This window comes from Bdellovibrio bacteriovorus str. Tiberius (assembly GCF_000317895.1).
Lineage (GTDB): Bacteria > Bdellovibrionota > Bdellovibrionia > Bdellovibrionales > Bdellovibrionaceae > Bdellovibrio > Bdellovibrio bacteriovorus_F.
In genome coordinates, this window is record NC_019567.1 from 2,986,534 (window position 1) to 2,998,553 (window position 12,020).

At 48.3% G+C, this 12,020-nt stretch carries 14 protein-coding genes and 1 tRNA gene; 12 read left to right on the forward strand and 3 right to left on the reverse strand.

Annotation, left to right across the window (positions count from 1 at the left end; translation table 11 throughout):
- Positions 1–38: 38 nt before the first annotated feature.
- From BDT_RS14190 to BDT_RS19225, 9 genes are all read left to right on the forward strand, one after another.
- Positions 39–1,397 (forward strand): sigma-54-dependent transcriptional regulator, encoded by a 1,359-nt coding sequence (locus BDT_RS14190; RefSeq protein WP_041577899.1) that lies wholly within the window; start codon positions 39–41, stop codon positions 1,395–1,397.
- Positions 1,397–2,341, forward strand: a complete 945-nt coding sequence (locus tag BDT_RS14195) for a phosphatidate cytidylyltransferase (RefSeq protein WP_015091939.1) — start codon at positions 1,397–1,399, stop codon at positions 2,339–2,341. Before BDT_RS14190 ends, BDT_RS14195 begins: the two co-directional genes overlap by 1 nt.
- Complete coding sequence (locus BDT_RS14200) at positions 2,338–3,108, forward strand: lysophospholipid acyltransferase family protein (protein WP_011165276.1); 771 nt, start codon at positions 2,338–2,340, stop codon at positions 3,106–3,108. The genes BDT_RS14195 and BDT_RS14200 overlap by 4 nt, the downstream gene beginning before the upstream one ends.
- Positions 3,083–3,988: an MBL fold metallo-hydrolase gene (locus BDT_RS14205; protein WP_015091940.1), complete on the forward strand. Its 906-nt coding sequence runs from the start codon at positions 3,083–3,085 to the stop codon at positions 3,986–3,988. The genes BDT_RS14200 and BDT_RS14205 overlap by 26 nt, the downstream gene beginning before the upstream one ends.
- A 71-nt stretch (positions 3,989–4,059) precedes the next feature.
- The gene (locus BDT_RS14210; protein WP_235046141.1) at positions 4,060–4,830 is read left to right on the forward strand and encodes a YihY/virulence factor BrkB family protein; all 771 of its coding nucleotides are present in this window, start codon (positions 4,060–4,062) and stop codon (positions 4,828–4,830) included.
- A gap of 216 nt (positions 4,831–5,046) precedes the next feature.
- The gene (locus tag BDT_RS14215) at positions 5,047–5,406 is read left to right on the forward strand and encodes a winged helix-turn-helix domain-containing protein (RefSeq protein ID WP_051026317.1); all 360 of its coding nucleotides are present in this window, start codon (positions 5,047–5,049) and stop codon (positions 5,404–5,406) included.
- Positions 5,390–5,986 carry a hypothetical protein gene (locus tag BDT_RS14220; protein ID WP_041577900.1) on the forward strand — a complete coding sequence of 199 codons (597 nt, stop codon included), beginning with the start codon at positions 5,390–5,392 and terminating at the stop codon, positions 5,984–5,986. Before BDT_RS14215 ends, BDT_RS14220 begins: the two co-directional genes overlap by 17 nt.
- Positions 5,983–6,519, forward strand: coding sequence for a recombinase family protein (locus BDT_RS14225; RefSeq protein ID WP_041577901.1), 537 nt, complete (start codon positions 5,983–5,985; stop codon positions 6,517–6,519). The genes BDT_RS14220 and BDT_RS14225 overlap by 4 nt, the downstream gene beginning before the upstream one ends.
- Positions 6,506–6,730 (forward strand): hypothetical protein, encoded by a 225-nt coding sequence (locus BDT_RS19225; protein ID WP_148278850.1) that lies wholly within the window; start codon positions 6,506–6,508, stop codon positions 6,728–6,730. The genes BDT_RS14225 and BDT_RS19225 overlap by 14 nt, the downstream gene beginning before the upstream one ends.
- Here BDT_RS19225 and BDT_RS14230 read toward each other — a convergent pair.
- The gene (locus tag BDT_RS14230; protein WP_015091943.1) at positions 6,696–7,592 is read right to left on the reverse strand and encodes a LysR substrate-binding domain-containing protein; all 897 of its coding nucleotides are present in this window, start codon (positions 7,590–7,592) and stop codon (positions 6,696–6,698) included. The genes BDT_RS19225 and BDT_RS14230 overlap by 35 nt on opposite strands.
- 105 nt (positions 7,593–7,697) lie before the next feature.
- Between BDT_RS14230 and BDT_RS14235 the strand changes: the two genes are divergently transcribed.
- Together BDT_RS14235 and BDT_RS14240 are read left to right on the forward strand one after the other, a co-directional pair.
- A complete protein-coding gene (locus tag BDT_RS14235; protein WP_015091944.1) occupies positions 7,698–8,771 on the forward strand; it encodes an alpha/beta hydrolase in 1,074 nt (357 codons plus the stop codon).
- A 21-nt stretch (positions 8,772–8,792) separates the two neighbouring features.
- On the forward strand, positions 8,793–9,638 hold the full coding sequence (locus BDT_RS14240; protein ID WP_015091945.1) for an SDR family oxidoreductase: 846 nt from the start codon (positions 8,793–8,795) through the stop codon (positions 9,636–9,638).
- Positions 9,639–9,821: 183 nt separating this feature from the next.
- On the opposite strand, the gene BDT_RS14245 is transcribed toward BDT_RS14240, so the two are convergent.
- Both BDT_RS14245 and pepT read right to left on the reverse strand, forming a co-directional pair.
- Positions 9,822–9,898: transfer RNA gene (locus BDT_RS14245), tRNA-Arg, on the reverse strand.
- Between the two features lie 202 nt (positions 9,899–10,100).
- A complete protein-coding gene (gene pepT / locus BDT_RS14250; RefSeq protein WP_015091946.1) occupies positions 10,101–11,327 on the reverse strand; it encodes a peptidase T in 1,227 nt (408 codons plus the stop codon).
- Between the two features lie 135 nt (positions 11,328–11,462).
- Between pepT and BDT_RS14255 the strand changes: the two genes are divergently transcribed.
- Positions 11,463–11,963, forward strand: coding sequence for a fascin domain-containing protein (locus tag BDT_RS14255; RefSeq protein WP_015091947.1), 501 nt, complete (start codon positions 11,463–11,465; stop codon positions 11,961–11,963).
- Positions 11,964–12,020 lie beyond the last annotated feature (57 nt).

Here is a 12,020-nt window from a genome sequence, read left to right on the forward strand (position 1 = left end):
GATGGCTAATTAAGGGCCGTCGGGTATGCTAAAGTCCTATGGCAACAACTCGAGTATTCTCTCTACTTATCGTCGATGATGATCCACTGATCCATCAGTCGTTGAAGCTGTCCCTGCCGAACCATTGGAAGGTTTTCTCAGCTCCCACTTTGGAAGCCATTCAGTACGAGCGTTTTTATCATGCGGCTTTCGTCGATATGCATTTGGAGCCGGGCTCTACCAAAGCCGTGGGTCCGACGGTGATCGAAAAGCTGGTCAAGCACAACAATCAACTGGAAGTCGTCGCGATGTCCGGGGACCTGAGCCGTCCCCTGATGGAAAGCTGCCTTAAAGCCGGCGCGCAAAGATTTTTGGCCAAGCCCCTGATGCCGGAAGAGACTCTGCTGGTGCTGGAAAAAATCGAAGCCCTGTGGGATCTGCGCAGTGTGGACCCTGCCTCCAACCGCAAATCCACGCGTTGGGTGGGAGCATCTGATGCTTCCCAAAAAATCAAAAAACGTATCGCGGATCTGCGAGGTGAAACCAGCCCCGTTTTGATCGAGGGTGAAACCGGCTGCGGTAAGGAAGTTGTTTCCCGCCTGCTGCATGAACAAGAAGGCGAACGCCCGTTCATCGCAGTGAACGTTGCCAGCATCCCGGACAATCTTTTTGAATCTGAAATGTTTGGTCATATCAAAGGCGCCTTCACGGGTGCTGATCAAAACAAAGTGGGTCTGACGGAAGCGGCCCACGGTGGGGATTTGTTCCTGGATGAAATCGAGGCTCTGCCTTTGACCCAACAGGCAAAACTTTTGCGCTTCCTGGAAACCGGCGAAGTTCGCAAAGTCGGCGCCAAAGAAACGACGCAGGTGAAAACCCGCGTGATCGTGGCCAGCAACAAACCGCTGGAAAAAATGGTGGCCCTTGGAGAATTCCGCGAAGACCTTTTGTATCGTCTGGCTTCCCAGCGCATTCAGCTGACCCCGTTGCGTGACCGTCTTGAAGACATCAACGAACTGGCCGCGCACTTTCTGGATGCTGAACGCCCGCGCCGTAACAAATCATTCACTGAAGACGGCCTGGAAGCTTTGAAAAAGTACAACTGGCCAGGAAACGTGCGCGAACTAAAGCGCGTGTGCGAACAGCTGAGCCTGACATCACCACTGCCGTTTATTCGCGGTGAAGACGTGGCCGCCTGGCTGAAGCCAGCAGCCACTGCAACCACGGCCCCGTCTTACACGGTCATTGATTTCAACAAAGGTTTAAACAATCTGGTCGAGGAGTTCGAAGCCCACGCCATCAAGACCTGCCTGAAACAGACCAAGGATATCGAAGAGGCTGCGCGTATTTTGCAAATCTCGCGCTCAAGCCTTTACAAGAAAATCAAAGACTACAAAATTGAAGAGGAACCTTCGTAATGGATTTTTTTGATCTGGATCTTCCCATCCGCATGGCCATGCCCACCGCCTGGGAAAACCACATTTACCGCCAGACAGTTCTGATCGTTCTGTCGATCATCTTTGCTTCCGGCCTGATCGTCTTTTTCTTCCGTCAGAAGAACTATTACTTCGTTCAATCCTGGGCCAGCATCAAATCCTGGCTGATTGCCGCTCCGCTGATGTTCCTTGCCATGGGAATGCCGGAACCGTGGCCCTTGGTGGCTTTGACCGCCCTGGCGATTCTGGGGGCAAAGATTTTCTTCCAGATCATGGGGATGTTCCATCGCAGTTACTTCGTGATGATCTGTTATGCCGGCATTATCGGCCTGGGGGTCTGTGCTTGGTATGACCGTCTGGATGTTTATAATGCCATGCCGATGGTGGTACTGGGGCTTTCCTGCCTGGTGCCGCTGGTGAAGAACTCGTACAAACGCATGATTCAGTATATTTCCCTGACCTTGCTGGCGTTCATCTTCCTGGGCTGGTCCTTCATGCACCTGGGTCTGATCATGAAAATGCCGAACGGCGTTTTCCAGGTTATGTACCTGGTGATCCTGACCGAGTTCTGCGACAACACCAACTTGGCGGTCAGCCGTTATATTGGTGGCTGGAAAATGTTCCCGGGCATCAACCCGCGCCGTACTGTCGGCAGTACCATCGTATCTGCTCTGCTGACTCTGTTCCTTGCGGGTTGTATGCGCTTCCTGTTGCCGGATGGATCTGAAAAGTACTGGTTGGCTTCAGGTCTTGTGGCTTCCATGGGTGGTTTCGTTGGGGATTACCTGATGACTGTGGTTCGCCGTGATGCCGGCATGAAAACCGTGGGCCCGTTCATCATTGGCCGTGGGGACTTCCTTCACCGCATGGATCGTTTGATCTTTGTGGCGCCGATTTATTATTACGTGATGACGGTAATTCTATGAAGGATTGGAACTACGAAAACGAACAGTGGACGAAGCTTCCCACTTATCTGAAGCACCTGCCGCTTTTCACCCGCCACATTGACTTGTTCAGTGTGTGCATGCGTTTTCTGTGGTCTGTGATCCTGAAGAACATCCTGTACAAGTTCTATATCCGCCTGGAAGTTCGCGGCACCCCGTTTGCTGAAATTTACAGAACCCAGCCCAAGCTGATCATCATCAGCAATCACGCCAGTCACCTGGATGCCGTGTCTATCGCAGCCTCCATCCCAAGACGTTACTGGCTGAATCTGTACATCGCGGCGGCGAAAGATTATTTTTTCAGCAACCCGGTGTTCATGTTCTTTTCCCAGCACTGTTTGGGCGCCATTCCAATTGACCGCAAAGACCGTAAAGGTGAAGCCATCAATCTGATCCTGAAGCTTTTGACTGAACTGCCCCGCATGTGGCTGATCATCTTCCCGGAAGGCACACGTTCCAAAGACGGTAAAATTCAGGAATTCAAACGTGGCGTATCTATATTTTCAGAGCGCACGCAAACACCGCTGTTGTTCACCTATCTGGATGGTGTGATGGAACTTTGGCCCAAAGGTCAATCCATGCCCCGCCCGGGAAAACTGATCCTGCACGTAGGTCCGGTTCATCCCCCAGGCCCGATCCAAGAGGTGTATGCTGCTTATAAGAGCTGGGTGCTGACGATCAATCCGGATGCTTTCCCAGCCGTTCCCGTGGAGGAAAAACCCCATGAGCCAGACAACGATTCAAATTGAAAACAAGAAGCTGAAAATCGGGCCCTATGAGGTGTGCCCGATCCCCACGGGTCTTTTTGGCCTGGATGGCGGTGCGATGTTCGGCACAGTTCCCAAAGTCCTTTGGGAAAGAAGCAATCCCCCTGATGAGAAAAACCGCATTTCGATGGAAGCCCGCGGATTGCTGTTAAAGTCCCCGGGATGCAATATCCTGATCGACACCGGTAACGGGGGTGACTTTATCGCCAAGTACGGCGACAAGATGGGCAGCAAGTTTGCGGACTTGTTCAATATCCAATCCGACGGCCCTTCCCTGCTGAAGTCTTTGCAGTTCCATGGCCTGAAGCCGGAAGACATTCATCACGTCGTTCTGACTCACCTGCATTTTGATCATGCCGGTGGCGCTACGACCGAAAAAAACGGCAAGCTTGTGCCAACCTTCCCGAATGCAAAATACTGGGTGCAAAAAGGCAATCTTGAAACCGCCAGCCATCCCAATGTGCGTGAAAAGGCCAGCTACTATGCTGCCAACTTCCAGCCCTTGATTGATGCCGGCGTACTGAACATCATGGACGGCGCCCAAGACAACTTCCTGCCGGGCATTTCCGCGATCATCAGCAACGGCCACACTCTGGCGCAACAGGTGGTGAAGATCACCGATGGATCCACGACACTGCTTTATTGCGGTGACATGGTTCCCACCAGCACACACGTGAAACTGCCTTGGGTGATGGGTTACGACCTGCACCCGCTGATGCTGATCGAAGAAAAACAGAAGTATCTAGGTGAAGCGGCCGACCAATCATGGTATCTTTTCTTTGAGCACGATCCTTACTGCGACGCTGCTCAGATCGAAAGACAAGGAAACGATTTTGCCGTTAAAACGAGATTTTGGCTTTAAGCGCGTCCGCGCAGGATGTGCAGCGGGCAACCGCGGAACTGGACTTCATTTTGTTTAAACGACTTTGGAGTGTGCTCAAGGACACTATTCAACAAATGCGCGATGGCGAGCTGCAGCTGGTGGCCGCCTCCCTGTCTTTTTCAACTGCTCTGGCATTGGTTCCTTTTATCGCCGTAGTTCTGGCGACCTTTCAGTCCATCGGGGGCCTTGAGGCCTTTTACCCTAAAGTCGAAGCGTTGCTGCTTTCAAACATGAAAGAAGCCGCAGGCAGCGGATTCACGAAAATGATGAAAGTCGTTTTGAAAAACGTGAACGCCGGCAAACTTGGTACCGCCGGTGCTGTGTTCCTGTTCATCACGTCCATCCGTCTGATCCACGACATGGAGGTCGGTATTCACCGTGTGTGGAACCAGCGCAACACCCGACCGTTCTATAAACGCCTGATCTATCATTGGGGCCTTGTCCTGGCGATCCCGGTGTTCCTGGCTATTTACGTGGGCTTTACGTCGCTTGAACAGTTTCAGTTTGTGCACAGCCTGATTCCGGCAAAGGTTTCAAATTCGCTGGTGCTGGTCGGAACGCTGTTTTTGGTTTACAAAATGGTTCCGGATGTTCATGTGCGAACCCGGGCGGCGTTTATCAGCGCGTTTCTAGCCTCTGTGACCCTGTTCGGAGTTCACAAAGGCTATGTGCTTCTTGCTAAAAAGTTCTTCGCTTATAACAAGCTGTATGGCTCTTTTGCAGCCCTGCCGTTGTTGCTGTTGTGGATTCTGACATTGTGGTACGTGATTCTTGGCGGCGTTGCCTTGTGCGCTAGCCTACAGAAGAGGCACGTGGCCTAGGGGCATTGGGTTTCCCCACGCTGCCATCAAATCTCATATATTTGATTTAATACCATCACGGCTCTTTAATATGTTATAATACTATAGATATAATATAAATAATATCAATATCTTACGATATTATCGAACTTAATTTACTGTCGAATAATATTAATTTAATGTTAATCATTACTGATTTAATGACGATAACTGCTATAATAAAAAGCAGGAGATTATATGATGTTAGATAAGCTATTCGGAAACCAGACTGCCGCATCTGCACTGCTTTTTCTAGCTCGCTATGAAGAGGCTGCGATAAGCGAAATGGCCAAAGCATTTCATGTTTCAAAAACTCAACTCTACCAACAACTAACCAAACTAGAAGATGCAGGAATTCTTTCAAGCCGCGAGATTGGAAATTTACGCATTTACTTCTTCAACCCTCGCTCGCCTATCAAAAACGAACTGCGCGCATTGCTGGAAAAATACATCGACACAAATATGCCCAAAGAATCCAACCCTGACTTCTATCTCATTCGCAAAAGACCACGCAGTCGCGGGAAAAAATTAGGTGGAGCTTATGAGCGATCAAAATAAAATCGATGAAAACATCTCAATTGCAAAACTGGCCGTCATCATATCTGAACACCTCAAATCTCATGGAATCATATCGGTACTTTCTGGCGGCTCTGTTGTTACAATTTATACGGATACCAATTTTTATGAATCCAGAGATTTGGATTTCATAAGCCCTGCCGATCACCAAAAAATTATGGAAGTAATGGCAATAATTGGATTCAAAAAAGCCAAACAGACACATAAGCATTTAACCCACCCTGATACAAAAATATTAGTCGAATTTCCCACTGGCCCCGTAAATCTGGGTGGCTCTCCAATTCGATATGAACACATCCCAGAGCAACAAATAGAGGGTGGCGCTATTCGCATTTTGAGCCCAACTCAATCCGTGATGGATCGCCTACTTCACTACATAGCAAGCAAAGATCCTCAAGGGCTGGATCAAGCCCGTGAAATCTGCGAAAGACGAATGGTAAATCTTAGTGCCATTGAGAAGTGGGCAAAGACTGAAGCTATGGCCAACGATGATCAGTATCAACGCATTATAAACACATGCAAGACCGCAATCGAGAAATACAATAAGTCACAAGATAAATGATATTTGGCCTAAGGAAAAATGGTGATCCTAGATTCCCAATATCCGAACGTTTATATCCCATCGATACTATTAAGATTTTCTTTAAAGAAGATCCTCTAATTTCCCAAAAAGTCATCGAATCCTACCAAAATGGTCAATCCATCGCTGATATTGCGAAACTAATTGGGCGCTCAAAGTCTTTTGTCAGATTGCGCCTAGAGCGGGCAGGAATTGAGCCGCGTGAGAAGCTTTCCCAAGCGACACATGTGCGTCAAATCAAGCGGGGTAAGCAAGGCGCTCGTCCTTACTATGGCTTTTGTTATCTTGAAGGCGAGATCGTTAAAGATCCACGTGAGTTCCCGACGTTAGTTCTTATCCATGAACGCTGGGCCTCAAAGAAAACCACTCATGAAATTGTTAAAGAGCTTAATCGTAAGGCAATACCATCGCGGAAAGGCAAGTCATGGAGTTGGGCTGCTTTGCAAAACATTGTGACTCGATTTGAAGAAGGCCATCTGAAAATTTCAAAAGGAGGAAAGTATGAATTTAGGTAATCTGATTTTTTGGAGTGCGAGTGTTATCACTGCGCTTGCTGGTGTTCACAACATTGATTCTATTCAGCGAGCTATTTGGAAAGCTCAAGCGCGTATCATTTACGAATCGCGCACCGAAACATGGGGATCGCCGAATTTTTTGGAGAATAACAATACTCGGCATGTGAAGAAGAGGCTTACTCGATTGGAAAACTCTTCAGATGTTCAATAAAAACTCTTAGTTTTGGATGAACCTGCGAACGTTGAGGAAAATAGAGGTAATACCCTGAGCTTGTTGGTGCAAATTGATTTAGTACAACTTCCAACTTGCCAGAATTAAGTTTGTCGCTCACGGCATCCTCAGTGATATATAGGAGGCCTGTTCCGTCAATCGCTGCATCCAAAGCAAGAATGGAATCATTCATGATGAGGGAGCCTTTCACTTCCACTCGCAATGCCTTCCCTCGGCTTTCAAATTCCCAGTTCCCATATATCCGTTCACCCACGCCCACGCGAATACAGTTATGAGATAACAGTTCTTTGGGATGTTTGGGTCGTCCCATTTTATCGAGATATTTGGGTGATCCCACAACAACAAAGCGGATGGGCCCAAACAATTTGATGGCGACGAGGTCTTTCGCAAGTATATCCGAAACCCTAATGCCAGCGTCGAAGCCACGCGCAAAAATATCAGTAGCGGCGTTCTCTAGACAGACTTCGACAGAGACATCCGGGTATTTTTTGGTAAAAGAGGCAATAATCTTTTTCAGATAATTCGGATAGATCATAGTAGGAACGTTTAGTCTCAATTTTCCTGTCGGTTTGCCTCCAAGGCTTCCCACTTCTTTCATAGCGGTCAAAATATGTTCCAGAGCGGGAGCCGCCTGGCTCAAAAAAGCTTCTCCAGCTTCTGTCGGACTGGTGCTTCTTGCAGTTCGGGTCAAGAGCGTCGTACCTAGTCTTTGCTCGAGCTGTTTGATCATTTTACTGATGGCCGGAGGTGAAACGCCTAGTTCTTTCGCGGCAGCCGTAAAATTTCGTTTCTCCGCTACCAGTTTGAGAGCTAAAAGCCCGTCTAGTTGGTTCCTATCCATGATTAACCTCCAGTTAACGTAACATGAATATATACGCTATTTTAGGAAACCTCAACTGAGCGTAACCTTAAGCTATAAGAAAACGTAAAAAACAAGGAGATCTCTATGAAAACAAATAAGACAACGAAGGTTTTGACTATGCTTGGCGCATCTTTACTGAGCGTTGTAAGTATGGCGCAAAGTACCTCGAGTAAGAAGCAAGCTGTTGCGAGTTCTTCAATCATCGTCACCATGGCGGACTTTAATAAGGCCTTAAGCGAAGACACAAGCGTCAAGACAAGGGCAGTCACGTTCAAGAAGTTAAATTTGAAATTAGCGGGAATGCTTTACCTACCGTCGGATTTAGATGAATCAAAAAAGTATAGGGCTATCGTCGTCGTGCATCCTGGCGGCGGGATTAAAGAACAAACGGCTGGCCTTTACGCTTACAGATTGGCGCAACAAGGTTACGTGGCTCTGGCATTTGATGCTGCTTATCAGGGCGCAAGTGAAGGTCAACCTAGAGGTTTGGAAGATCCAACTTCGAGAGTCGAAGACGTAAGAAGTGCCGTCGACTACATTTCATCTTTGTCTTTTGTTGATCAAAATAAAATCGGAGCATTGGGAATTTGCGCCGGCGGTGGGTACGCCGTAGGTGCCACTATAACAGAACACCGAATTAAAGCCGTTGCAACAGTGAGCGCCGTGGATATTGGAGCTGGCTTCCGTCAGGGTTGGCGCAATACTGAATCAGTAGCTACACAAATTAAGACGCTAGAGGCGGTGGCAAAGCAACGCTCAGCAGAGGCCAATGGCTCTGAGGCGATGTTGATCCCTTACGTTCCTGACACTACTGATAAAGTGACAGAACCAGACATGATCGAAGCGAGCGAATATTACAGATTGTCAAATCGCTGGTTGCATCCAAACTCAACGAACAGATTACTTTTCTCAAGCATTGATAAAATTTACGCCTTCTCTGCATTTGATCGAATCGGAACGTTATTAACTCAGCCTCTATTGATGATCGCAGGAAGTGAAGCCGGATCAAAATGGCATAGCGAACAAGGCGTAAAATTGGCGAAAGGTCCGAAGGAACTGTTCATAGTTAAGGGCGGCACTCATATGAGCCTTTATGACAAAGATGTCGTGAAGACGATGCCAAAAATCATCGAGTTTTTTAGTAAAAATATTAAATAATAAATCAAACAGGAGACTTTTATGAGCAACAAAAAAGTTTGGTTCATTACAGGTGCTGGGCGCGGAATGGGAATCGATATTGGTAAGGCGGCGCTCGCAGCAGGTTATTCTGTGGTCGCGACAGGTCGTGATATCAAACAAGTTGAGGAAGCATTGGGGAAATCTGAAAATCTGCTGGTTGTAGCATTGGATGTTACGAAGCAATCTGATGCAAACGCAGCCGTTGAAAAGGCGGTTTCACGTTTCGGCAGAATTGATGTCTTAGTGAATAATGCCGGAAATTTCTACGCTGGTTATTTTGAAGATCTTTCTCAAGCCGACATTGAAAGACAGATGAATACTAACTTCTATGGACCACTCAATGTTACGCGCGCGGTTCTTCCGGTTTTGCGCAAACAAAAATCTGGGCATATCATCACGATCTCTTCGACTGCCGGATTGGTCGGAATAGAATTCGGATCAGCTTACGCGGCATCAAAATTTGCGGTGGAAGGTTGGATGTTGTCTTTACAATCTGAAGTAGCGCAATTCGGAATCAACACGACAATTGTGAATCCTGGATTCTTTAGAACGGATCTTCTGTCTAAAAAATCCATGACTTTTGGTTCTAATCCTCAGGCGGCCTATAAAGAAAAAAGAGAACAAATGGAAACAGGGTGGAGTGGTATGGCAGGCACCCAAGGTGGCGATCCTAAAAAGCTCGCCAATGCTTTGATAGAAATCGCTAGGCAAACAATACCGCCAAAACGTTTTATGGCAGGCGCGGATGCTGTGGCGACATCAAAACAAGTTGCTGCGGAACTGTTGGCGCAGACTGCGGCTTTTGAAGAGTTATCGTCATCGCTAGCTTTGGATAACAAAAAATAAGTCTTCAATAAAATAGGGTGCTTAGTTTGCGGAATAATATTGTGGGAAGAGTTCGGACGGCAATCGACTGGTCCACTCTTCCTAATATCCGAACGAATTGGTGCGTTCGTGCAAGCTACTGAAATTTCTAAGTTTTTATTTGGGAAATATAATCAGTAGGTCTGACGTTCGGGCGAAAAAAATTGGTGATTCCGGTACGACTCGAACGTACGACCCTCTCCTTAGAAGGGAGATGCTCTATCCAGCTGAGCTACGGAACCACGGTCTCACTTGAAGTGAGGTTCCTTTATAGGGGTTTTACCCCCTGTTTTCAAGTACTTCTTTGGACTTTCAGACTGCGGAGAAAACTTTTACCCTCACGCAGATGAGCCCAGGCCCAGCTCAGATGCCTTTATTGCGGGCATCACAAACATAAGTAATATCAATAACTTGAGATCAAAACCAAGAATCCTTCTTTTCTGCTCAGCGAGCCGCCAGCAGGCAGATTTTCTCGGCCAGTTCATAGGACTTCACAAACGACGGAATGGGCAGGAACTCGTATTTGGAGTGAAAGTTTAAAGCACCGGTGAAGAAATTCGGAGTCAAAATTCCCTTGGCAGAAAGAGCTGCTCCATCCGTGCCCCCACGCATGGGAATGACCTTGGGCTCGACGCCGATCTCTTTAAGACCCGCAAAAATCAGGTCAATCGCGCGGCGATCTTCGCCGATCGCGGAGCTGATATTGCTGTAGGTGTCGGTGATCTTAAGCTGCACCTGGGAGGTTGGATACTTGGCTTGAATCGATTCCGTGGCCTTTGCCAGCTTCTCTTTTCGTTTTGCAAAAGAGTTCACATCAAAGTCCCGAATCGAAGCTGTCAGCTTGGCTTCCTGCTGGGTGGCGGTCATGCCGTTAAACCAGATGTAACCCTCGCGGCCGGCGGTGTTTTCCGGCGTCTCTGCCCGATCAAACAGCGCCATAAAATCCTGGGCCATCAAAATCGGATTTACCAAAACACCTTTGGCGGACATCGGATGCGCGGTCACGCCGGTGAACGTCATGTCGGCGGTTGCCGCATTGAAGTTTTCATACACCACTTCGCCCAGTTCGCAACAGTCAATGGTGTAGGCAAAATCCACTTCAAAGCGGGACAGATCCATGGCTTTGGCACCCAACAGGCCGATTTCTTCGTCGGGTACAAAGGCCACAACGATGTCGCCATACTGTTGATCATCACGCAGGTTCGCCAGCAAGGTCATTACCACGCTGACAGCAGCTTTATTGTCGGCCCCCAGCACACTGGTGCCGTCGCTAAAGATAATATCCTGCCCTTGATAAGGTTTGATCTCGGGATGCTCGGACACTTTCAAATAGATATTTTCTTTTTTGTTCAGGCAGACATCTTCGCCCGTGAATTTCAGAATCTGCGGATGAATATCAGGGCTCAAACCCACATCCACCGTGTCGATATGGGTGATGAAGCCGATGCGCGGGCCACCTTTTTTCGTGCCCGGCTTCACGGCCGTCACCGTGGCATTCTGATCGACCACGATATTCTGCAGTCCCAGATCTTTCAGTTCCTGCGCCAACAACTCTGCGAGCTTCTGTTGTCCCGGAGTGCTTGGCAACGCCAAAGCATTGTCATCACTTTGTGAGCTGACTGCCAGGTAACGAAAGAAACGATCGACCAGTTGTTTTTGAATTTGCATCATAGGCCTCCATTTTGACACAGGACTCGACCGAGCCGAAGCATTATCTCGACATTTTCCCAAGCTAAATATTGAATCCCACCCTCGCCTGCTATCAGCTAGGGCTGAAGAGGTCATGGATGACCCGAGGAGAAACCAATGAAAATAAAATTTATTCTATCCGCGATTGTATTTGTGGGCATGGCCGCTCCTGCCGCTCAGGCCTGCAATGCGCCCATTTCGTGTGTGATCAAAACCTATCTTGGCAACTACGTCACCGCTGTCGGCGGCGGAGGCCGGCTCACTGACGTCATTCACACGGATGCCACCAAGGTGGGCTCGTGGGAACGCTTCACTTTGGTGGATTCCTGCGACGGAAACTCAGTGATCAACTATGGAATTAAAACAGCGACCGGCAACTATCTGACAGCCGTTGGCGGTGGCGGACGCATCACCGATGTGATCCACTCTGATGCGACTCAACTGCAGGCTTGGGAAAAGTTCAAACTGATTTCGCTGGGCTATGGTGCTTATGCCATCCAGACCATCAGTGGTCACTACTTAACAGCCGTGGGTGGTGGCGGCCGGATCACTGACACTATCCACAGCGATGCGACTCAAATAAGAAATTGGGAGAAATTCAGAGTTATCTGCAACTGATCAGGCACGCGATTTAACGGGCTTGCGATAAAGCTGCACGGCAATCAGCAGGCCCGG

Bases quoted from the DNA above. Each gene is read 5' to 3' on its own strand.
- BDT_RS14220 (WP_041577900.1), top strand. From the start codon at position 5,390: ATGAGCGATCAAAATAAAATCGATGAAAACATCTCAATTGCAAAACTG.
- BDT_RS14235 (WP_015091944.1), top strand. From the start codon at position 7,698: ATGAAAACAAATAAGACAACGAAGGTTTTGACTATGCTTGGCGCATCT.
- BDT_RS19225 (WP_148278850.1), top strand. From the start codon at position 6,506: ATGAATTTAGGTAATCTGATTTTTTGGAGTGCGAGTGTTATCACTGCG.
- BDT_RS14205 (WP_015091940.1), top strand. From the start codon at position 3,083: ATGAGCCAGACAACGATTCAAATTGAAAACAAGAAGCTGAAAATCGGG.
- BDT_RS14225 (WP_041577901.1), top strand. From the start codon at position 5,983: ATGATATTTGGCCTAAGGAAAAATGGTGATCCTAGATTCCCAATATCC.
- BDT_RS14200 (WP_011165276.1), top strand. From the start codon at position 2,338: ATGAAGGATTGGAACTACGAAAACGAACAGTGGACGAAGCTTCCCACT.
- BDT_RS14240 (WP_015091945.1), top strand. From the start codon at position 8,793: ATGAGCAACAAAAAAGTTTGGTTCATTACAGGTGCTGGGCGCGGAATG.
- BDT_RS14230 (WP_015091943.1), bottom strand. From the start codon at position 7,592: ATGGATAGGAACCAACTAGACGGGCTTTTAGCTCTCAAACTGGTAGCG.
- pepT (WP_015091946.1), bottom strand. From the start codon at position 11,327: ATGATGCAAATTCAAAAACAACTGGTCGATCGTTTCTTTCGTTACCTG.
- BDT_RS14195 (WP_015091939.1), top strand. From the start codon at position 1,397: ATGGATTTTTTTGATCTGGATCTTCCCATCCGCATGGCCATGCCCACC.
- BDT_RS14255 (WP_015091947.1), top strand. From the start codon at position 11,463: ATGAAAATAAAATTTATTCTATCCGCGATTGTATTTGTGGGCATGGCC.
- BDT_RS14215 (WP_051026317.1), top strand. From the start codon at position 5,047: ATGATGTTAGATAAGCTATTCGGAAACCAGACTGCCGCATCTGCACTG.
- BDT_RS14190 (WP_041577899.1), top strand. From the start codon at position 39: ATGGCAACAACTCGAGTATTCTCTCTACTTATCGTCGATGATGATCCA.